General features: G+C 51.7%; 17 protein-coding genes. 1 reads left to right on the top strand and 16 read right to left on the bottom strand.

Features of this window, described 5'->3' with window-relative positions:
- Window positions 1-123: 123 nt before the first annotated feature.
- The 10 genes from ACFSX3_RS14295 to ACFSX3_RS14250 form a co-directional block, all read right to left on the bottom strand.
- Entirely contained in the window at window positions 124-996 is an 873-nt protein-coding gene (locus ACFSX3_RS14295) for a carbohydrate ABC transporter permease (protein WP_209984486.1), read from the bottom strand.
- A gap of 1 nt (window position 997) precedes the next feature.
- Window positions 998-1,825 (bottom strand): carbohydrate ABC transporter permease, encoded by an 828-nt coding sequence (locus tag ACFSX3_RS14290; RefSeq protein ID WP_209985128.1) that lies wholly within the window; start codon window positions 1,823-1,825, stop codon window positions 998-1,000.
- Between the two features lie 214 nt (window positions 1,826-2,039).
- Complete coding sequence (locus tag ACFSX3_RS14285; protein ID WP_209984489.1) at window positions 2,040-3,368, bottom strand: response regulator; 1,329 nt, start codon at window positions 3,366-3,368, stop codon at window positions 2,040-2,042.
- A gap of 13 nt (window positions 3,369-3,381) precedes the next feature.
- Window positions 3,382-5,175 carry a cache domain-containing sensor histidine kinase gene (locus tag ACFSX3_RS14280; protein WP_209984491.1) on the bottom strand — a complete coding sequence of 598 codons (1,794 nt, stop codon included), beginning with the start codon at window positions 5,173-5,175 and terminating at the stop codon, window positions 3,382-3,384.
- A 292-nt stretch (window positions 5,176-5,467) separates the two neighbouring features.
- Window positions 5,468-6,421 carry an alpha/beta hydrolase gene (locus ACFSX3_RS14275; RefSeq protein WP_209984495.1) on the bottom strand — a complete coding sequence of 318 codons (954 nt, stop codon included), beginning with the start codon at window positions 6,419-6,421 and terminating at the stop codon, window positions 5,468-5,470.
- A gap of 18 nt (window positions 6,422-6,439) precedes the next feature.
- The gene (locus ACFSX3_RS14270) at window positions 6,440-6,949 is read right to left on the bottom strand and encodes a GNAT family N-acetyltransferase (protein ID WP_209984498.1); all 510 of its coding nucleotides are present in this window, start codon (window positions 6,947-6,949) and stop codon (window positions 6,440-6,442) included.
- Between the two features lie 209 nt (window positions 6,950-7,158).
- Window positions 7,159-7,959, bottom strand: a complete 801-nt coding sequence (locus ACFSX3_RS14265) for an alpha/beta hydrolase (RefSeq protein ID WP_209985131.1) — start codon at window positions 7,957-7,959, stop codon at window positions 7,159-7,161.
- 80 nt (window positions 7,960-8,039) lie between these two features.
- Window positions 8,040-8,669 carry a beta-phosphoglucomutase gene (pgmB, locus tag ACFSX3_RS14260; protein ID WP_209985133.1) on the bottom strand — a complete coding sequence of 210 codons (630 nt, stop codon included), beginning with the start codon at window positions 8,667-8,669 and terminating at the stop codon, window positions 8,040-8,042.
- 48 nt (window positions 8,670-8,717) lie between these two features.
- Window positions 8,718-11,027, bottom strand: a complete 2,310-nt coding sequence (locus ACFSX3_RS14255; RefSeq protein ID WP_209984500.1) for a glycoside hydrolase family 65 protein — start codon at window positions 11,025-11,027, stop codon at window positions 8,718-8,720.
- Complete coding sequence (locus tag ACFSX3_RS14250; protein ID WP_209984503.1) at window positions 11,027-13,330, bottom strand: glycoside hydrolase family 65 protein; 2,304 nt, start codon at window positions 13,328-13,330, stop codon at window positions 11,027-11,029. Before ACFSX3_RS14250 ends, ACFSX3_RS14255 begins: the two co-directional genes overlap by 1 nt.
- 412 nt (window positions 13,331-13,742) lie before the next feature.
- Between ACFSX3_RS14250 and ACFSX3_RS14245 the strand changes: the two genes are divergently transcribed.
- The gene (locus ACFSX3_RS14245; RefSeq protein ID WP_379255983.1) at window positions 13,743-14,462 is read left to right on the top strand and encodes a Crp/Fnr family transcriptional regulator; all 720 of its coding nucleotides are present in this window, start codon (window positions 13,743-13,745) and stop codon (window positions 14,460-14,462) included.
- A gap of 143 nt (window positions 14,463-14,605) precedes the next feature.
- Here ACFSX3_RS14245 and ACFSX3_RS14240 read toward each other — a convergent pair whose 3' ends face one another.
- From ACFSX3_RS14240 to ACFSX3_RS14215, 6 genes are all read right to left on the bottom strand, one after another.
- Window positions 14,606-15,088: an NUDIX hydrolase gene (locus ACFSX3_RS14240; protein ID WP_209984506.1), complete on the bottom strand. Its 483-nt coding sequence runs from the start codon at window positions 15,086-15,088 to the stop codon at window positions 14,606-14,608.
- 43 nt (window positions 15,089-15,131) lie between these two features.
- Window positions 15,132-15,752, bottom strand: coding sequence for an NAD(P)-dependent oxidoreductase (locus ACFSX3_RS14235; RefSeq protein ID WP_209984510.1), 621 nt, complete (start codon window positions 15,750-15,752; stop codon window positions 15,132-15,134).
- A 103-nt stretch (window positions 15,753-15,855) separates the two neighbouring features.
- Window positions 15,856-16,674, bottom strand: a complete 819-nt coding sequence (locus ACFSX3_RS14230) for a formate/nitrite transporter family protein (protein ID WP_036731856.1) — start codon at window positions 16,672-16,674, stop codon at window positions 15,856-15,858.
- A gap of 24 nt (window positions 16,675-16,698) precedes the next feature.
- Window positions 16,699-17,040 carry a nitrite reductase small subunit NirD gene (gene nirD, locus ACFSX3_RS14225; protein ID WP_209984514.1) on the bottom strand — a complete coding sequence of 114 codons (342 nt, stop codon included), beginning with the start codon at window positions 17,038-17,040 and terminating at the stop codon, window positions 16,699-16,701.
- Window positions 17,041-17,066: 26 nt separating this feature from the next.
- Window positions 17,067-19,493: a nitrite reductase large subunit NirB gene (nirB, locus tag ACFSX3_RS14220; protein WP_209984516.1), complete on the bottom strand. Its 2,427-nt coding sequence runs from the start codon at window positions 19,491-19,493 to the stop codon at window positions 17,067-17,069.
- A gap of 247 nt (window positions 19,494-19,740) precedes the next feature.
- The gene (locus tag ACFSX3_RS14215; protein WP_209984519.1) at window positions 19,741-20,427 is read right to left on the bottom strand and encodes a hypothetical protein; all 687 of its coding nucleotides are present in this window, start codon (window positions 20,425-20,427) and stop codon (window positions 19,741-19,743) included.
- Between the last annotated feature and the right edge of the window lie 14 nt (window positions 20,428-20,441).

The raw sequence follows: 20,441 nt of genomic DNA, 5'->3' as shown, positions 1-20,441 counted from the left end.
CCTTTTCCATATCATAATGAGCTTACAAATTCATCTTAAAAGAGAAACCGTTTACAAACGAGGTGTATTTATATTCCCTTCATGTGCAGGTTTACGATCTCTACCGGAACTTATCCTTCCTGCCTAGCCTTTGACCGCCGACAGTGAAACTCCGCGCATAATGAACTTCTGGAAGACCAGGAACACCAGGATCGGCGGCAGAGAGACAATAAATAGAATCGCAAATTTGATGTTCGTGTTCAGTGCCTTTACATTGATAACGTACTTATAGATGGCGGTAGCGAGCGTATACTTGTCCTCACTGTGCATGACCAGCGACGGCCAGAACCAGTCGTTCCAGGCTGTGGAGAAGATGAAGATCGCCAGTGTTGCAAAAATCGGAACCGACAGCGGCACCGCGATGGTGAAAAAGCTTCTTGGCTCCGAGGCCCCGTCCATCCGCGCGGCTTCCAGAATCTCGGGATGAATTCCGTCGAAGAAGTTCTTAAGCAGCAGGAAGAAGAACGTGTTCGCGCCTGCCGGCAGCCAGAAGGCCGCATATTGATTGAGCAGACCCAACTCCTTCAGATTGACAAAGTTCGGAATCATATAGCTCGTGGCCGGAATGAACAGCGTCATCAGGAAGAAGAAATAGAAGGCCTTGCGGTAAGGCACATTCATCCGCGAGATACTGAAAGACGCGAGTCCCAATACAATTAAGGTAGCGACCATATTTCCTACAAAAATATACAGGGTGTTCCGCAGAAACATGGCCAGATCGATATAATTCAGCGCATCCTTCAGATTGCCGAAATGCCATTCCTGCGGAAAAAAATGCGGCGGGAAAGAATTCACCTCGACGTTGGACTTAAGGCCGTTGAACATTGTCATAAGTATGGGATACAACATGCTGAATATCATCAGGACAATGAACAGCACCATAATTCCGTAAACAACCCTGTTGCTGGTCTTTTTCAAGTCATGCTCCGAGAGAATCCCTCTGTCTGCGCTCTTCATCCTAGTTGTCCTCCTTGTTAAGCTTGAACTGAAGAATGCCCAAACCGCCCAGAACAACAAACATCAGCATCCCCAGCGCAGTCGCCGTACCATAATCCAGTCTGGTAAAAGCATACTTCACAATAAGCAGCGCATACGTCAGCGTAGCATTGTTCGGCCCCCCGTCCAGTAAGGCCATCTGTGACTGGTAGCCCTGTGAGGTGGCAATGACCTGAAGAATTAGCATAAGCAGGATTAGATTACGCAGCGAAGGCAGGGTGATGTGGCGGATACGCGCCCAGACTCCGGCTCCGTCAATCTCGGCGGCCTCATACCAGTCCCGGGGAATACTAAGCACCGCAGCAAGATAGATCAGCATCCCCGAGCCGAACTGCTGCCAGGTCTCCATGAAGACCAGCGAGATCATCGACCACCGCGTATCGGTCAGGAAGGCGATCTGCTCCGCTCCGGTGCTGCCGATTACGGCATTAATCGGTCCAACCGGATCATACAGCCAACGCCACAGCCCGTATAGGACTACAGCAGGCATGACATATGGCAAATATGCGGCAACGCGCACGAATCCGCCAAATTTCCGCAGCTCAGAGATCGCAATGGCAAAGGCAATCGGAACCCAGAAGCCGATCACCAGGCAGAGCAGCATATAGTACAGGGTGTTTTGGACAGCAATCAGCACATCGGGGTCGGTAAGCGCCCTGGCGTAATTGTCCAGGCCGACGAAGGTATTGCCTTTGACGAAATCAACGGTGTAGAAGCTGTACAGGAACCCTTTGAAGATAGGCACCCACATAAACATAATGAAGATAATCAATGCGGGGACAAGAAACATCACACCCCAGTAATTCTTTTTCCAGCGGTTCTGCTTGTACGGCTTGTTCTCCAGCTCCGCTAGAAGGTGATCATGTAACGCAGCAGACTGATTCATTCCGGCTCCCTCATTCCTGTCGTCTTTCAGCACTTTACGGGAAAGCGCCTCCTGTCTTCATTGTAGGAAATGAGGGAGAGACTTAACATGTCTATATCTATGGCAATCGTAAGCGTTCTTACTTCTTCAACTCGCTGGGGCTGAGCCCAAAGTATTTTTTGAAAATTTTGCTAAAATGCTCCGGCGACTCGTATCCGACCCGCTCCGCAATCTCATACCTGCGCAGATCGGTGTTCAGAATCATCTCCCGGCTGTCCTCCATCCGCAGCTTAATGACATATTCCCACAGGTTGTAACCTGTATTCTTCTTGAACAGATAGCTCAGGTAATTAGGGCTGACATGATTCTTCTTGGCTACTTCATGGATCGTCAGCCCCTTCTGGGCGTAATTCCCGTCAATATATTCCTTCGCCTTCTGCACGATCAGATTGCTGTGCGTATGCAGCTCCTCGGGCGACGGATCAGCAGCATAGTTGTTCCAGTTGAAATCCCCATAATAGAACACAAAATGATCGGGTTGCTCGTTGTTCCAGAGGATCGCCTTCGAGGCTTGCCGGTTCAGCACATCCATGAAGCTCAGCCCCTTCAGAATCTGGCTGATGCCGATAACAGCACTCAGCTGCAGGTAGCGGTGAATATTAAAATGCAGACTGCGTCCCAGCATTTCAAGACGGCTCAGCTGGCCGGTGGATGGCTCCTCGTAGCTCTGCTCATCCCACTGGATGATGACCGTAATCTCCTGATCCGGCGAATAAAAGGCGGTGGAATTCCACTCCTGATCCAGCAACTCCTTGGCGATATTCAAAGCAGCGTAACGCAGCAGGCTATGATCGCGGGTAGTGTACCTCTGCTCAGGCCTGTCTTGCGGCAGGGGGAGCTTGATTTTGATCACCGCAAAAAACGGCCCCTGCAGCTTAAGCTCATCCAGCTTGCGCAGCTTCTCCTCTGCCCCCAGCACCGCCGCAGTCTCTGTAAGCAGACTGTTCAGCAGCTCGCTGTACTCGGGAAGCGGCTCCTCGAGGCGGAAGCGGTCTCCATTACCATCCATATAAGTAGCCAGCTCCGGCGACGGTCTATTCATCTTCAGGACGACACTGCGCACCGAATCCAGGAACTGCTCACTGTTCAGCGGCTTGATCAGATAGTCCCTCGCCCCCAGCCGGACGGCCATCTGGGCGTACTGAAAGGTCTCATGCGCAGAGATGACGATCGTCTGCACCCAGGGCTTGGTCATTTTGGCATGCTGCATCAGTTCGATCCCGCTCATAGCCCCCATCTGGATATCGGTCACAAGCAGGTCGATCTCCTCCATACGGATACAATCCAGTGCCTCATATCCGCTGCCGGCCGTATAGATATGGTCAATATCCAGCCCGGAAGCAGCCAGCAGGCTGCTCAGTCCTTTGCAAATGAGCGGCTCATCATCAACAACCAGTATATTGAACACCGTATTCTCTCCTCTACTCTATAGTCTCTGACTTCGGAAGGATCACACTTACTATCGTGCCTCCGCGTTCGCGCGGTCCGTAGCTGATCCCGTAATCCCCGCCGAAATGCAGCTGCACACGCTGATGGATATTGCGGATACCGTAGCCGTTCACCGGGTTCGGACTGTCATCATTAAGTATCTGTTCGATAGCCTTATAATCGACCTGCTTATAGCCGTTATCCTCAATGGTAATCCGAATCCGGCCATCCTCCAGCACAGAGGTAATAATGATTTCGCCGTCCTCCTCCATATGCTTAACCCCGTGGATAATGGCATTCTCGATCAGGGGCTGCAGGGTGATCTTGGGGATCAGATTCCTGGTGGTCTCGGGAGCGATATTCCAGATAACGGCGAACACATAATCATGCCGGTGCTGCTGGAGCTTGATGTAGGCACTGGCATGTTCAAGCTCTTCTTCTAGCGTGATCAGCTCCCGGCCCCGGCTTAAGCTGATCTTCATCAGCTTGGATAATTCCTTGATCATTTCCGCCGATTCCACGTTGCCTTCGAGCGAGCTTTTCCAATAAATACTCTCCAGGGTGTTGTACAGCAGATGCGGGTTGATCTGCTGATAGAGCAGCTGCAGCTGCGATTCCTTCTGCTTCAGCTCCATCTGGTATTTGTACATAATCAGGCTGTTGAGCCTACGGGCCATATCGTACGTGGCGGTAATCAGCACACTGACCTCATCGTTACTGCCTCTGCGGGGAGTCTCGGGCACACGGTTGCCCGGCTCATACTTGCGTACAAAAAAAGCCAGCTTCTGCAAAGGGGTCATCAGCGAACGCCAAAAGTAGGTAATGATGATCAGTCCGAACAGCGCGTAGGCCACTGTTATGTATTGAATGACGCGTTTCATTTCGTTCTGCTGCTGGAGCAGGGATTTGACGGGTACCTTGTAGACCAGCTTTTGCTCAAAGGCATGATTGTTGTTCACCACATAGATGAAGTCATCCGTGATAATATCCTCGGTTCCCTCAGGATCTCCCGCCTCCGAGCCGTCCGGCAGAACGATCACCTCTCCGGTTGAATTCGTGGTCGAGGCCAGTACACGGTTGCTCATATCCGTCAGATAGATTTCCCCGTCCGGCAGTGAGATGGACCTTAGCGATTCACCGATCTTCGATTCCATCTTGGTCACCACCAGCACGCCGAGCGTCCCTTCCCCCCGGTAGATATTATTGACAGCCCTGACATAAGTGAGCGTCTTCAGCTCTTCGGCCTGCGGACTCAGCTTATCGGTGAACATCAGGGTACCTCGGCCTTTCTGCTGCACTACCTGATCGAACCAGTACGGCCGTTCCTCCTTGGAGAAAAAATAAACCCCCGCCTTCTTCACCTGCGGAAAATTGGGGGCGAAAAAGTAGTAGTTATCGGGATCATATACGTATAGCGAGTAGTAAATGCCGTCACCCCGCTCCGCTCCCTGCGAATAGCTCCCGAGCAGCTTCTCGATGGTCTCGTAACGTTCCACACGCTCCAGCACCGTATCATTTCCGCTCATGTTGAGCTGCTGCAGGACCGGATTCTGGATGACGGTGGTCGTAATTTTGTTCACCGTATCGATGTCTCTGTTAATGATGGCAAAATTCTGCTTGTTCAGCTCCACATAGGCATTGGTCACATGGTGCTTGAGAATCTCCTCTGCCTTATAGTTGCCGTAGCTGTTCAGAATCAGAATAGGCGTAATCATGATCAGGAACAGCAGAATCAACTGCTGCTTGACACTGAGTCTGACAATGGGTTTTACAAGCGTGGACAACATCTGGATTCACCTCCAGTTCCAATAATACAAGTGGAAACGGCGTTGCCTTCCTTTTAAAGGACGGTACCGTTTCAGCGAGAAATAGAAGGATAAGTTATCGTGTGAAACATATAAGTTCTTATATTTTAACAAACCTACAAGCGCTTACACAGGTTTATTTCAAAGTTCTTTATGTCCATTTGTATGGAGTTTTACTATTGCATCAACTCAGAAACAAAAACCAGCCACAACACGGAGCTGCCGTGGTGACTGGTTTTTAATGAATAGTATTTATAGCTGGCGTTCCTGCTGTCTAGAGTTCATCCTCTACTGTTCTCAAAAAAGCAAGCACAGCCATAATCATCTGCTCCAGCCCCTGTGGTTCAATCGGAAAATGACCTGCGCCCTCTAGAATCACAGATTCTTTTCTGCTTTTAAGATGGCCATAAAACGGTTTACTGAAGCGGTAAGGAGTCATAGGGTCTAATTGAGGATGAACGAGTAATACCGGACACAGGTCAAAGTGCTGAGGTTTCAGGACCGGTTTCATATTTAGAAATGTTCTTAATAAGCGTAAAGGGATTTTTGTGCCTGCCGCATGGGAATCATTCATAATAAGTCTGGTCAGTTCGGCGTTGTTCGTGATCAATTTCATCCGGGATACTTTATTCACAGAGATCTGCAGGGAGTCTAGCAGGGCAGGGAATTGATTCATACACCATCCCCCTAACCGGCTAATGAGTATGTTGGGAGCTAACTGATCACGAACCTTCACATCACTCGTATCCACAAATGTCGTTGCAATTAACCCTTTGACCTGCTTACTTTGTACTGCGGTGTGATAAGCCAACATGCCGCCAATACTGGAGCCCAGCAGAATAATAGGCTTGCCGTCCCTTCTAAGCTCCTGTTCGATCAGTTCATTCAGGATGTCAATCCAGAGCTGATAATCTAGTGATTCCGCTGAATCGGTATAGCTTAGACCATAGGGCGGCAGATCCGGAGAGACGACTTCATAACCATAAGTTTGCAGCATACGTGCATATGGAGCGAGCAATCTTCCATTGCCTCCAGCGCCATGAATGAAAATAATTTTCAAGGGTGCATTTGGAGCAGGCATACGGTCCAGATGAATATGAGCATGGTTCCAGGTCATCCACTCTTCTGCGGGTAAATGGCCTTCATTGATCTGCATGTCATCCGGGAAAAACTTCTGATATTGCTTCCAATAGGTCACCGATTGATTATAGGATGAATCCTTGTTCATGAATAAGCTGTTCCTCTCTCAGGGGACCGGGATTTCTTTCTCCAGAATAAAATCATCCATAACAAATCCATTACCGATATCCGCTATTTGTTCCCGTATCATCCGGAATCCTTTTTTCTGATATACCGCAATGCTGGATTCGTTATCACGATTGACTGTCAGCCAGATATGAGTCAGATTACGGTCCTGACACAGCTTCTCCAGGAAGGCCAACGCTTGGCTGGCGTAGCTGCGCCCCCTGTACTCCTTGCCTATATAGAACTTGCTCAGGAAGAGTTTCCCTTCATCTTGTCTGGCCGACATATATCCCACCGTAGAACCTTCCCCGCTATGGATTAAGTAATATTCGTAACCCTGCTCATGGATCTGCTGCGTAATCGCTGGAACCGATTGGTACTTGTCAAGCATATACTCGATCTGCTGGGAAGTAATAAGGGTGATATAATATTCGCGCCATATCTCTGCCGCCAACAAGGCAACCTCAGCGGTCTCTTCCGCTGTATGCACGCGTGAAAACATAAGACTCATAATATGTACCTGCCTTTCCTGGGTCTCTCGAATCACCCTATCCGTAGAATATTATAAATTAATATAGCAGCATAGTCATCTGAACCAGTTATCTAAAGGTCTCTACCCCTGCAAAAAAGAACGTCCTGCTGCCGACCGGCAGCGTGGGACGCCCTTTATCTAAGGTGATTATTTACCGTCCCCTTGGACGCGGGCATAGATACAGAAGTTCACGCTCTCGTATACCCGTTCAATTGCAGCCATGAGGCACAGGCATCCGTCCATGTCTTGGTGTGCGGCTCTTCAGGGGCTAAGCCCAGACCGTGTACACCGTGCGCATAGATATGCAGATCGAATGGAACCTTATGGCGGCTAAGACCTGCGGCGAACAGCAGGCTGTTCTCCACCGGGACATAATCATCATCAGAGGTATGCCAGAGGAACGTTGGCGGCGTGTCCGGAGTCACCTGGAACTCGCTGCTGAGCTTAAGCGACAGCTCTGCATCGGGAACGGCTCCCAGCAGATTCTCCTTCGAGCCTTGATGTGTCACCCCTTCGGTCATTGAGATGACCGGATAGCATAGAATGAGGCGATCCGGACGGCTGGACAGCCGCTCCAATGGCTCCGGGTGATCAGGATTGCCCAGATCATAAGATACCCCGGCGGTAGAAGCGAGATGTCCACCCGCTGAGAAGCCCAGAATGCCGAGACGGTCCGGGTCAATTCCATATTCGTCCGCCCGGAAGCGGATCGTGCGAAGCGCTCTCTGAGCATCCAGCAGTGCACTCGGGTATTGGTAAGGCGCAACACGGTAGCGCAACACGAACGCGGAGATGCCCAGTGTATTCAGCCACTCCGCTACCGGACCGCCTTCATGGTCGGCACGCATTGCATACCCGCCTCCCGGACAGACCAGAACAGCTGCATTCCCCTTACCTTCGACTAAATACGGTGTAATCGCAGGCTGATCCTCTTCACTGGCACCCAGCGCTCCAGGCACACCTTCAGACCATAGCAACAACGTTTCCATCATCATCCCTCAAGCTTTCCTTCTATAATAGAATAGATAATAGAGGAAAAAAGTTCCTCAAGGGCCATTCTATCAAGCTCTTACAATTCATGCAATCCGGATATCACCAGATCCGCTGCCTTCAGCACTTCAGGCTTCCCGATGCCGACCACCTGCATTCCTGCAGCCTTGCCGGCAGCTACTCCGGCCTCGGCATCCTCGAATACCACACAGTCCTGAGGCTGCAGCCCCAGCTCCCGGCAGGCGGTCTGGAACACCTCAGGGTCCGGCTTCGCCCGGGCTACCTTATTGCCGTCAATAACAACGTCGAACAACCCCGCAATATTCAGCTTATCCAATATGAATTCCGCATTCTTACTCGCAGAGCCAAGGGCAATAGCCACGCCGCGTGCTCTGAGCGCATTCAGATAGGCTCTGACACCGGGCAGCAGCTCAGATTCGTCCAATCCGGAGATATATTCCACATAGAGGCGGTTCTTCTTCTCCGCCATCGCCAGCTTCTCTGCTTCGCCGAAGCTCAGACTGCCGATCTGAAGCAGAATATCGAGCGACCGCATCCGGCTGACGCCCTTCAGCCGCTCATTGTCCTCCTCGGTGAACGGGAAGCCCAGCTCCCCGGCGAGCGAGCGCCAGGCCAGATAGTGATATTTCGCCGTGTCTACAATCACGCCATCCAGATCGAAGATAGCGCCCTTCATATGCTCCAGCATCGTTAACATTTCCTCTCTGAAATAAATCTGAAACATACGGTTGCGGAATTAGGCCCGCAGCCGCAGCTGCATCCCCGGAGGACACAGCTCAGCTTCGCCGCCGAATCCGGCGAACGTGACAGCCTCGCTGTTGCCTTCCGCAGCCGTGACGGTAATCTCTTCCCGGCTGATCCGCAGCCGGAAGCTGCCGCCGCGCAGCACAACCGGCAGCTCTACAGACTCCCATGCCTGAGGCAGCGACGGATTCAGTATGGCGCTCTCGCCGTCATACTGTAATCCCGCGAAGCCAAGAACCACAGCCATCCATGCGCCTCCATTCGCAGCCGGATGGGTACCGCCAATATACAGGTCACCGACGTATTGCTTCGACTCGCCGGTAAGATCGACCGTGGCCGTGCGCATGAAATAGGGATATCCCCAGTCCGGCAAGCCGATATCCGCAGCGACCAGGGCGTAGATGCACGCGCTTAGGCTTGAGCCATGCTCCGTGCGCGGCTCATAGAATTCCCAGTTGACCCGTTTCACGTCCTTGCTGAATTGTCCCTTGAACAGATACAGCATCAGCACCACATCCGCCTGCTTGAGGATTCCTGTTGTGGTAGCCAGCCCGTTGCCTCCGCCGAAGTACTCATTCGGGTGAATGACCCGTGCCTTCAACTCAGCCAGAGACACATCCTCCAGTTGCAGATAACGGCCGAATTGTTCAATCACCAGCGTATTCGGGTCGGGCTGCGGAACATAGAGCTGTGCCAGCATATCTGTGAATTCATCCAGGAACGGCCCGTCCGCATAAGATTCAGCAAGACCGTTATACACGGCCGGATATTTGTCCTGCAACCGCTCTGCTGTCTGCAAGGCAATCTTCAGTGTCTCCTGAACCATGGCACTCGTAAACGCATTATTATTCACCCGCTCATGGTATTCATCCGGTCCGGTAACATCCAGCAGCTCATACCGCTGCTTCACGGGATTATAATAAGCATAGGAATAGAAGAAACGCGCACATTCCCAGATCACCTCTGCCCCGCCGTCCGCCAGGATGCTGTCATCTCCAGTGAAGGTCACGTATTGCCAGAGTCCATGCACAACATCTGCACTGATATGAATCTGTTTATCGCGGAAATAGGTCCGCATCGGCCGTCCTGTAAATACATCGTTCACGTTGAACAGGGTGCAGGCATCGTCCCCGGAGTCCTGGCTCTCCCATGCGTAGAAGGCGCCTAAATATCCGTATTCCTCCGCCTTCCGCCGCGCACCATCCAGCGTGTGGATGCGATACATCATCAGATTGCGGGCAATCTCAGGATCACTGTGCAGGAAAAAGGGCAGCATGAACATCTCCGTATCCCAGAATACGGCCCCCTTATAGACCTGCCCGGACAAGCCGCGTGCCGGAATCGAGACCTTCTCCGACAGCGTAGGTGCAATGATCAGCAGCTGATACATACTGAACCGCAGAGCGAACTGCGCCTCATCATCGCCTTCAATGACACAATCGCTTCGTGACCACCGCTCCGCCCACTTACGCCGGTGAGCCTCCAGCAGTCCGCCATATCCTGTAGCGGCGGCCTCCTGGACAGTCTGCACCGCCCGCTCATCAGGCCCGTCTTCCTCAGGATCGCCTTCGCCATCCAGACCGGTGAACACGGCTGCATATTTGCACCATGTATAAGTCTCACCTGCCTTGGCTTCTATAGAAATATGGCGCAGTGCGGTTCCTCCATCCAGCTCGATAACAGCGTCAACCCGCTTCGCCTGTTCAGCCGTACCGAACGCTATAAGCTCAGCCACCGCCACCTGCTGCCCCAGCTCCCCGGTAACTGCTGTTGACAGCAGCACCCCGCCGGCAGAGCTGCTCTGTTGTTCGAACAGATGGGGGCCGTTGATATCCCATATCGCGCCATCGATTCCCGTCATTATCCCGATCCGGCAATCGACGGTGCAGTGAAGGGTCCATCTGGCTGCCAGCAAGTGGAGCTGATTCATGCTAACGAACCGCTCTGCGGTCAGGGTCACCCTTCCACCTCCCCGGATATCAAACATCGTCTCCCTCCGGTGGACTGCTGTGCGGAGATCCAGACTCTGTGTATGAGCCAGCGGTTCTGTCTCCAGTACGCTAAGCACTTCTCCGTCACAGCTGATGACCGTGTACAGTCCATTCGGAGCGTTCACCGGCTCGCGCCATTTGTCGCCCGCCCGGTCATATACTCCGGCCAATGTAACCGCCGCAAGCTGGTCCTTGCCGTACTCCTCCAGCACTCCCCGATAGCCCATGTATCCGTTACCGATCATATATTTGTTGCCATTCGTCGTCATTCTGCCAGCGTCGAACCCGCACTCGCTTACCTTCCAGTCCATTACGCCAGCATCCCTTCAGCCAGCGGAAGCTCTATACCTGCTTCATCTACGGTCACTCGCTGATCATAGATCAGCACCTCCACGCTTCCGCCATTGACTGCTCTGAAGCAGACCGACTCTGCATTTACCGTAATCCCCAGCAATACGCCCCTGCACATCACCTGGAAGCTGTAGGCGGTCCACTGCTTCGGCAGCACCGGCCGGAAGGATAGACAATCTCCATCCGAGCGCATCCCGCCGAAGCCGTAGACGATGTTCATCCACGCTGCGGCGATCGATGTGGTGTGAAGCCCTTCTCTTGTATTCCGGTTATAGTTGTCCAGATCCAGACGCGTGGCGAACTCGAAGAACCGGTATGCTTCCTCCGGCTTGCCGAGTTCACTGGCCAGAATCGAGTGAATGGACGGCGAGAGCGAGGATTCATGAATACATCTCGGTTCATAATATTCATAATTCGCCAGCTTGGCCTCGCGGGAGAATTGCCCGTTATACAAGAACAGGAACATCAGCACATCCGGCTGCTTGATCATATCGTAACGGTACAGACGGTCATAAGACCAGTTGGCATAGAGCGGGAACTCGGACACCGGAATCGAATGAATATCCAGATGCGGCATGTCGAAGAATCCGTCATGCTCCTCGTAGATGCCGCTACCGGGATCGAACGGGATTTTCATATGGGTACGCTTGTGGTCCCAGTCGGCCAATTCCTCCTCGCGGAGCGCAGTATCCGCTATAACCGCTGCATATTCCTCCGGTGCCTCCGCCTTCATTAGGGCTACCGTTTCGAGCGTGTATTCGAATAACTTCTGAGCCATCAGATTAATGTAGCAGTTATTGTTGACCATTAGCTGGAATTCATCGGGTCCCATAACACCGAAATACCCGTATTCCCCGCTGCGCTGCCCCCATTGACCACGGGATGCATAGAAACGGCTGATCTGAATCAGCATCTCGGCCCCTTTACTGTAGAGGAATTCCCGGTCGCCTGTATTATTCACATAATGCCAGATTCCATAGGAGACGGCCGTCCCGACATGAAGCTGCAGGTTGGAGTGCTGCCACAGGTCACAACTCTCTGTCCCGTCAATCGTAGCAATCGGATAGAACGCGCCCGCGCAATCCACATCCTTCCCGCGCTGGAGCGCCTGAGGCAGCGTCTTGTAGCGGAATTCCAGCAGACTGCGGGCCGCCTTAGGGTTATTGAACAGATAGAACGGCAGACAGTAGGACTCAGTATCCCAGAAGGCAAGCCCCCGGTAAGCTTCGCCGGTTAACCCTTTGGCACCGATGTTGTACCCGGGATGGTCCCCGTGATAAGTCTGATACAACTGGAAAATACAAAAACGGATGCCCTGCTGATTCTCCGGGTCGCCCTCAATCCGGATATCGCTGGTTGCCCAGATGCCGCTCCAGTAGGCGGCCTGGTCAGCAAGCACCTCTTCCTCCTCCAGCCGGTCAGCCGCTGCTGCCAGCTCCATGCCTTTTGTCCAGAGACGGTCTGCTGCTCGTGAAGCATCACTGTCCGTCACATTGACCACCAGCTTCGTGAAGGAAGCTGGCTCCCCTTCAGCCAGCATAAGGGAGAATTGCCGCCCGATATACCGGTCATCTTCCACAAGCTCCGTATGCAGCGCCTGCGAAGACTTCAGGACAAAGCCCGAGAACAGCTGATTCCCGGTTGTCAGTGTACTAGCCATAATGGCAGTCACCGCACCCTCCTCCCCGCTGCGCTGCTCCTTCCACATGCTCTGGCCGTGTTCCTCATGAACCATGCCGAAGTCAAGGCCAGTACAAATATCCACCTTACCCGTGAAATTAAGCGCGGTGAAGCTAATCTCCTGCATCCCCAGATGAGACGTCGTCATACTTACCAGCCGCGTGAAGCGGAGCTTCAGCTTTTTCCCGTCCGCCAGCAGCCAGATGAACTCCCGTGTATAGGTTCCCGTCCGGAAATCCAGTCTGCGGGTATACTTCTCAATGCGGGAATGAGCCAGATCCAGCGGTTCACCATCCACCGAAATCCGGGTATGCAGCCAATCTACCGCATTCACCATATACCGCAGCGACCGGATAATACCCTTATAGTGGTTGCCGACCTCCATTTGCTCATTCAGTCCATTGAAATAGCTGCCCGGCAATGAATCGCCGCTGTAGCCCTCGTCCGCATACCCCCGTACCCCCATATACTCATTGCCCAGTGAAAAAATCGATTCTGAAGTCCGGTTTCGCTCCGGATCGAAGCCCTCCTCAGTAATTGCCCATGGATCGACCTTCAGATATGGATCTGCTACTTTTGCCATGTTGGAACTCTCCTTCGCTAAGAGAATACTCGGTCTGTTCCGCCGCTCTATACGGAGGTTCGGACGCTCAGTTTCAGAGTATCTCTAAGCTCCTTCTGGACCAAGGTCTGTGCGTAAGAGAGTTATGTGTATTTTTACGGAATGCGGAAATGTGTGACCAACGCAAAAAAGCCGCTTGCTCCCAGGATCTATCCGGATTAGGAGGCAGCTGCTATAATGTTCTGTAGTGCAGGGCAAATAAACCCGTTCTGGTCCAAAAAAACATCAACTCTCACACAAATGAAGTGAAAATTATCACAATGTTAAAAATTCGACACTTTTACGGGAAAATATTTACCCATAAAGAGGAATTTCAAGGTATAATTAATTTAAAATTTACTGAAAAACTGAGGGAATAAAGGGGATGTCGATTATGATAAAGGAACATTATAATGTTATCGAAGCCCGCGGCAATACAAACTGTTTCTCCGAACAGAACTTTAACCGGCTTTTGGTCACAATGAAGGAACGCATGGTCCCAGAGGGTTCTCACCTGTTTTGGGAAGGCGACTTTTCGGATAAATTGTTTTATATCAAACGTGGACGAGTGAAATTAACCAAATCAACAGACGAAGGCAAAGAACTGATTCTGTATATGTATCAGGCAGGTGACATGGTAGGCCAGGCAGATCCGTTCTTCAGCACGAAGCATAGCTTCACCGCCGAAGTTATTGAGGAAAGTGAAGTTGGCGTTATCGAGCAGAAGGATCTTGAGATTCTGATCTGCCAGCACTGCGACTTCGCGATCGACTTCATGAAATGGATGGGCATTCATCACCGTCTCACACAGACGAAATTCCGCGATCTGATGATGTACGGCAAACCGGGTGCACTCTGCTCCACACTGATCCGTCTGGGGAATACGTATGGCGAGAAGACTGGCGACAGCATTCTCATCAACAAAAAAATCACCCATACCGATCTCTCCAACATGATCGGCGCTACTCGTGAGAGCGTCAACCGCATGCTGAGTGATTTGCGTAAAAAAGACGCGGTAGAGTATGAGAATGGCATGATTGTCATCAAGAATCTGACGATGCTTCAGGAAATCTGCCACTGCGAATTATGTCCCAATGAAATTTGCCGAATTTAAATTTAATTTCCTATCAATAATACCCTCTATTCACCTCATTGAAACATATCTGACCCCATAAATTTAATAGAGTGGTCGAAGGCGCCCTGTCCGGCGTCTTTTTTTCTTGTCTGAAGATGAATTCACCGCTCTAGATGCACATCCTATGTACCTTTTACTTCCCAATCATCATAATATTCTGGTGCTAAAGGCAGATCCTCACCCCTCAGGAACTTCGCAGCATATACGGCTAGCGGAGAAGCAGAATCTAGGGTTATTCTAGTCATATCCACCCATTCAATCCCACGCGAATCCTGTTCCGCAAAAGCCGAAATAGCTGCAGGGGCCTGCTCCCCGGCCAATTCAACCCCATATAGTGCTGCCAGATGATGCATATGCGTGTAGTTGTCCTCCTGATAACGTACAAAGAAATCGAAGGTACCCAGGTTTCTCTCCACCGTGACTGCAAATCCGGTCTCTTCCATAAATTCTCTGACTAAGCCGTCAAGCAGTGATTCGTTCGCTTCAAGCCTTCCACCCGGCAGATCGTATCTTCCGCTATACGGGCCTCTTCCTTTTTGTATCACCAGCAGCCTGCCGTCACGCTGACAAATTCCATATACGCCAAAATGGTTAAAGCTTTCCATCGCAGCCCTCTCCTCGGTTCATTTTCTGGATTGCTCCCCTTCATTAATAAGCTATACCCACACGAGCTCTTATGAAATCGCTAGCTTCAACTTGACTATAGGTGAATTCTGCTGTATCCGCTACAGATATTTCAGTGCCGCCTTCGGGCAGAATATCTTGTCTCACACGATAAATTCCCAAGCGTTCTCCGTCTCGCAAAGCGGTTGGACACACAATGGTCCATTTCAGTGTCGATCGCTCCAGCAAGCGATAGGCTTGTTCATGTTCCTCAGCGGCACGGGTGGACCTGCGTTTAGATTCGCTGGATTGGTAACGCAGGAGTTCAGGCGAAAGCTCACTTTGGAGAATGCCCGCAGTTCCTACGGTTATAATGCGCTCTATCCCCTCCCCATACATGGCTTCGATGATAAAAGGCATACTGTCTGTAAGCGTGGTTGTCCCGTCGGTGTTCAATGCACTAATAACTACATCATTTCCCTGCACTGCCCGGGCGACATCATCTTGATTAAGAACGTTACCTTCGATGATCGTCAGGTTGGCATGGAGCGGCTGAACCTTCTCCGGCGTGCGGACCAGCACTGTCACATGATGTCCATCCTGAAGAGCATGGGTAACAATGTGGCTCCCCACCCGGCCGGTAGCACCAAGAATCAATATATTCATATGAAAATAACCTCCTGGTAAGAATTATCCCTATTATAGCAGGGATAGAGCGACAAAAAAGCCCCGCAGCCATGTAGCAGCTGCGGGACTTTATACGGAGAAGTTAGCTTGCTTTCTTAGTCTGAGGGGTAGCAGATACGTTACGCGGAGTTCGCACAGGTGAGATTAGCCAGTAGGCCATGCCGACGAATACACCGCCGCCGATGATATTGCCTAGCGTAACAGGAATCATGTTGTGGAACCAGCCGGCGATGCTTACAGTCTCTGGATGATTCGGCAGCAGCACAGCTACACTGAGGAGTGTCATGTTCGCTACACTGTGTTCATAGCCGCTCGCGATGAAGGCGAACAGACACCACCAGATCAGCACCAGCTTCGCCGCTTCACTCTTGGCGCGGGAGGACATCCAGAGCGCCAGGCAGACCAGCCAGTTACAGAGAATGCCGCGGAAGAACAGCTCCGAGAACGGCAGGCTCATCTTCTTGGCTGCTGCCGCGAAGATCAGATGCTCGGCAGGCGCTGCCTTGAAGAGACCCGATCCCTGAATCAGCAGGGCAAGAACTACTGCACCGGCTACATTGCCGAGGAATACCAGGACCCAGTTCTTCACGGTGTCCCAGACCGTAGTTCTCCCGGCAAGCGTGCTTACCGTGAAGAACATATTATTTCCCGTGAACAGCTCTGAACCTGCGAATACAACCAGGGTCAGGGCAATCCCGAAGGATGCGCCCATAATCAGCGGCTGGAACGGTGACTTGATCGCGGCTAGCGGCGCCCCCAGCGAGAAGATCAGAATAATACCAATACCTACATAAGCTCCTGCCAGGAGTGCCGCCAAGAAATACTTGGGCAGGCTCTCATTCATCTTGTCGCGTTTGCCTACGGCTGTCTCAACGATATTCTCTACGCTCTGCGTAAACATATCAGCACCTGCTCCTCTTTAAATTTATAGCCTTGCTACTGCCGCAGGCAAAGTGACCTTGACGACTCCCCCATCCACGGCTGCCGGATAGACTTCGGCCTGGCCCTGGTCCGGAGCCTGAACCTCTCCCGTGCGAAGGTCGATCTTCCAATCATGCAGCGGATCGTACAAATAATAGCCTGATACTATCCCCTCAGCGAGCGGGCCGCCCTTCGGGTGGGGACTGTGGTTGCGGACCGCATAGACTGCGCCGTCCGATGTGCGGAATATGGCTAATTCCACCTCTCCTGCGTTCACTACCCGGCCAATCTGGGGCATGAAATCTTCAACAGCTCCTACTGTATACTCCCGGTTACTCCGTTCCATTATGCTCTCTCCCTCTCCCCTTAAGACTATACCTGTGTCTGCTCGAACAACGCGGTGCGGGTGTTTTTGTCATCCAGCATTTTTTTCCAAGGATCACTCACCTGGGCCAGGGCAAAGTCAATACGTGCCGCCAGCTCCTTACGGTTGTCGTCACTGCCCATGATTACAGTCTGGATATGCTCCAGGCCCATGCGCTCTACCCATTCGGAGGTTCTCTCCAAGTAATTACCGGTCTCACGGTAATACTGGATGACCGCGGAGCAGACCTCAACCAGCTCCTCGTCGGTTTTCACCTTGCAGAAGGCATCTGCGATCCGTGGTTTAATCCCGCCGTTGCCGCCGATGAATACTTCCCAGCCGCCGTCATTGCCGACAATCCCAATATCCTTCGTGCAGGACTCTGCACAGTTACGCGGACAGCCGTTAACCGCCATCTTGAACTTGGCTGGCATATCCAGCCGCTCATACTTGCGCTCAAGCATAGCGCCCATGCCCATGGAATCCTGTGTGCCGAAGCGGCAGAACTGCGAACCTACACAGGTCTTCACCGTACGCAGGGATTTCGCATAGCCATAGCCGGAAGGCATATCCAGCTCCTCCCACACCTTCGGTACATCCTCTTTTTTGACACCAATCAGATCCAGGCGTTGTCCGCCCGTCACCTTCACAACCTTCACATCATATTTCAGGGACACATCGGCAATCCGCTTCAAATCCTCAGGAGTCGTCACCCCGCCATACATCCGCGGGATAACTGTATAGGTTCCGTCCTTCTGAATATTGGCGCTCATCCGTTCATTGACGAACCGGGATTCCTTCTCATCCTCATGAGTGTCAGGGTAGATCATCCCCAGATAATAGTTCACTGCTGGGCGGCATTTGGAACAGCCTTCTGCCTGCTTCCAGTCCAGGACATGCATGACTTCCTTGGTGGTCTTAAGGCCTTTGGCTGTAATCTCCGCTACAATCTCATCCCGGCTAAGCGGGGTACAGCTGCAAATGCCCTGCTTGGCGCTTTGCTGGAAACTGTCACCGAGAACAAACTGCAGAATCTGCTCAACCACAGGCTTACAGCCGCCGCAGGAACGGGTTGCACCCGTACAAGCCTTAATCTCATCCACTGTAGTGAAGCCGTTCTCCGTAACTGCATCCACAATAGCCTTTTTGGTAACCCCGTTGCAGCCGCAGACGATTTCTTCATCGGCCATCGCTTCAACGGACATCCCTTTCTTGGCTCCGCCTCCGCCGCAGCAGCTTGTGCCCATAACTTCATCATAGATTTCATTGGTCATCTCTGTGCTGTTTTTCACAAGCTTCTGCAAGTTCGCAGACTCCGTTACATCACCGAACAGAACGGCACCGACAATCACATTATCCTTAAGCAAAATCTTCTTGTAGGTTCGCTTCCATTCATCCTTGGCAGAAATGACGGTATGCTCAGGCGTTTCGGTGAATTCACCAGCGGAGAACACATCTACCCCGGAAATTTTGAGTTTGGTTGCTACAACTGAGCCTTCATAGCCCGGAGTCTGTACCCCGGACAAATGCTTGGCGAGAACCATGCCCTGCTCAAATAGCGGTGCAACGAGTCCGTAGCAGGTTCCCCGGTGTTCTGTACATTCGCCGACAGAATACACATCTGTCATAGAAGTCTGCATATAATCGTCAACTACGATCCCGCGGTTAACGGTAATTCCGCTGTCCTTCGCAAGCTGGACATTCGGCTTGATTCCAACAGCCATCACTACAAACTCTGCCGGCAACTCACTGCCGTCACTGAAGCGTAGACCAGTAACCCGTTCTTCGCCGGTCAGTTCCACAGTCTGCTTGCCCATGGCAAACTTCACACCTTGACGCGTAAGTTCTGCCTGTAGCATTGAAGAAGCGGTACGATCCAGCTGACGCTCCATCAGATCCTCCAGCAGATGCACAACAGTAACATCCATGCCCAGATTGACAAGACCCTTTGCAGCTTCAAGACCTAGCAGGCCTCCGCCGATCACAGCCGCCGTGCGGTACTGCTTCGCTGCTGCCAGCATTGCATCACAATCCGCGATATCACGGAAGCCGACTACCCCATCCTTGGTGCTGCCGGGTACGGGTAAAATAAAAGAATTCGAGCCTGTTGCAATAATTGCTTTATCGTAAGAAACCGCCAGTCCATTATCGGTCAATATTAGTTTGTTCTGTTCATCGATCCGGGTAACCGTTGTGCCGGTATGCAGTGTAATATGATTATCCTCATACCACCCGAGATCGTTGAGAATGATGTCTTCAATCGTCTTGCTGCCTTCAAGTACATAGGACAACATAATCCGGTTATAGTTGGGATGCGGCTCACTACCGAAGACAGTAATATCATAAGCGCCGCCCAGCTTCAGAATCTGCTCAATAGTGCCTACTCCCGCCATGCCATTCCCAATCAGCACTAACTTTTCTCTTTCCGCTGCCACTGGTAGACCCTCCTTCAGAAACTCTGATTTCTACTAATACTTACCTCATAGTGAAATTATACTGTCCCCCATTCCTTGGCAAGTGTGACCACAGTCACACGGTATGTGAATTTTTTCACACAAGTGGAGATGACTTCTCCCTTCCTTACTTAGGACAACTTATGGCATGAAGCACAGAAATTCTTTTATTCAAAAAAAACGGATACCCATGCAGTTTCGCACAGATATCCGTTCATTCGGTATTCACTTATTTCAGTACCAGAGAGATTTCCAGCTTGTCCTGCGGACTGAGCTTCATGTCCACTCCATTACCGAGCAGACCTTTATCGTTAACCTTCAGTCTCCATTCCTCGCTGCTGAGCGGGGTATAATCCATCACGGTAAGCACCGTCCGGTTATCTTCGGCAAGCCGAACCATACCACTGTTCTGGAGCAATCCCTTGACGGACATATCCTGCATAAAAGAAAGCACATGCGAATGTGTCAGCTCCGGCTGCTCGCTCCCCCCGTTCACAGTGATGATGACAGGCTGAAACATCTTTCCGGTTGCCGCAGGCCCTGCTGACATCGTAATGGCCGAACCCGGTTCCAGGGTCGTATTCAGCTCTTGAACCTTTTTGCCGTTCACCTGAACCTCCCAGCTCATATCCTGACCCAGCGAGACCTTATTCACCTCAAGAATGTTAGTTCCATCACCTGAAAATGTAACAACGCCGCTCTTCTTAAACAGCTCTATCATTGAATTCCCGGACACGTAAGCTTCGTTAAGCAGTCTGGCCGAGCTTCCGGCCATTTCGCTGTCACCTACCTTAACCGAAAAGGTTAACCCCTGGCCTCCGTTACTGCTACTGCTATTCCCTGATCCCAAGCCGCAACCGCTTGCCGCTGCCAGCAACAGAAGGCACAGCATTAAGCGCATCCATTTCGTGGACATCCCACGGCACCGCC

This window comes from Paenibacillus rhizoplanae (genome assembly GCF_042684125.1).
Taxonomy (GTDB): domain Bacteria; phylum Bacillota; class Bacilli; order Paenibacillales; family Paenibacillaceae; genus Paenibacillus_AQ; species Paenibacillus_AQ rhizoplanae.
Note: the sequence above shows the minus strand (reverse complement) of the source record. Positions and strands in the feature narration are given on the sequence as shown.

Bases quoted from the DNA above. Each gene is read 5' to 3' on its own strand.
- ACFSX3_RS14295 (WP_209984486.1), bottom strand. From the start codon at position 996: ATGAAGAGCGCAGACAGAGGGATTCTCTCGGAGCATGACTTGAAAAAG.
- ACFSX3_RS14290 (WP_209985128.1), bottom strand. From the start codon at position 1,825: ATGTTTCTTGTCCCCGCATTGATTATCTTCATTATGTTTATGTGGGTG.
- ACFSX3_RS14280 (WP_209984491.1), bottom strand. From the start codon at position 5,175: ATGTTGTCCACGCTTGTAAAACCCATTGTCAGACTCAGTGTCAAGCAG.
- ACFSX3_RS14275 (WP_209984495.1), bottom strand. From the start codon at position 6,421: ATGAACAAGGATTCATCCTATAATCAATCGGTGACCTATTGGAAGCAA.
- ACFSX3_RS14270 (WP_209984498.1), bottom strand. From the start codon at position 6,949: ATGAGTCTTATGTTTTCACGCGTGCATACAGCGGAAGAGACCGCTGAG.
- ACFSX3_RS14265 (WP_209985131.1), bottom strand. From the start codon at position 7,959: ATGGAAACGTTGTTGCTATGGTCTGAAGGTGTGCCTGGAGCGCTGGGT.
- pgmB (WP_209985133.1), bottom strand. From the start codon at position 8,669: ATGCTGGAGCATATGAAGGGCGCTATCTTCGATCTGGATGGCGTGATT.
- ACFSX3_RS14255 (WP_209984500.1), bottom strand. From the start codon at position 11,027: ATGGACTGGAAGGTAAGCGAGTGCGGGTTCGACGCTGGCAGAATGACG.
- ACFSX3_RS14250 (WP_209984503.1), bottom strand. From the start codon at position 13,330: ATGGCAAAAGTAGCAGATCCATATCTGAAGGTCGATCCATGGGCAATT.
- ACFSX3_RS14245 (WP_379255983.1), top strand. From the start codon at position 13,743: ATGATAAAGGAACATTATAATGTTATCGAAGCCCGCGGCAATACAAAC.
- ACFSX3_RS14240 (WP_209984506.1), bottom strand. From the start codon at position 15,088: ATGGAAAGCTTTAACCATTTTGGCGTATATGGAATTTGTCAGCGTGAC.
- ACFSX3_RS14235 (WP_209984510.1), bottom strand. From the start codon at position 15,752: ATGAATATATTGATTCTTGGTGCTACCGGCCGGGTGGGGAGCCACATT.
- ACFSX3_RS14230 (WP_036731856.1), bottom strand. From the start codon at position 16,674: ATGTTTACGCAGAGCGTAGAGAATATCGTTGAGACAGCCGTAGGCAAA.
- nirD (WP_209984514.1), bottom strand. From the start codon at position 17,040: ATGGAACGGAGTAACCGGGAGTATACAGTAGGAGCTGTTGAAGATTTC.
- ACFSX3_RS14215 (WP_209984519.1), bottom strand. From the start codon at position 20,427: ATGTCCACGAAATGGATGCGCTTAATGCTGTGCCTTCTGTTGCTGGCA.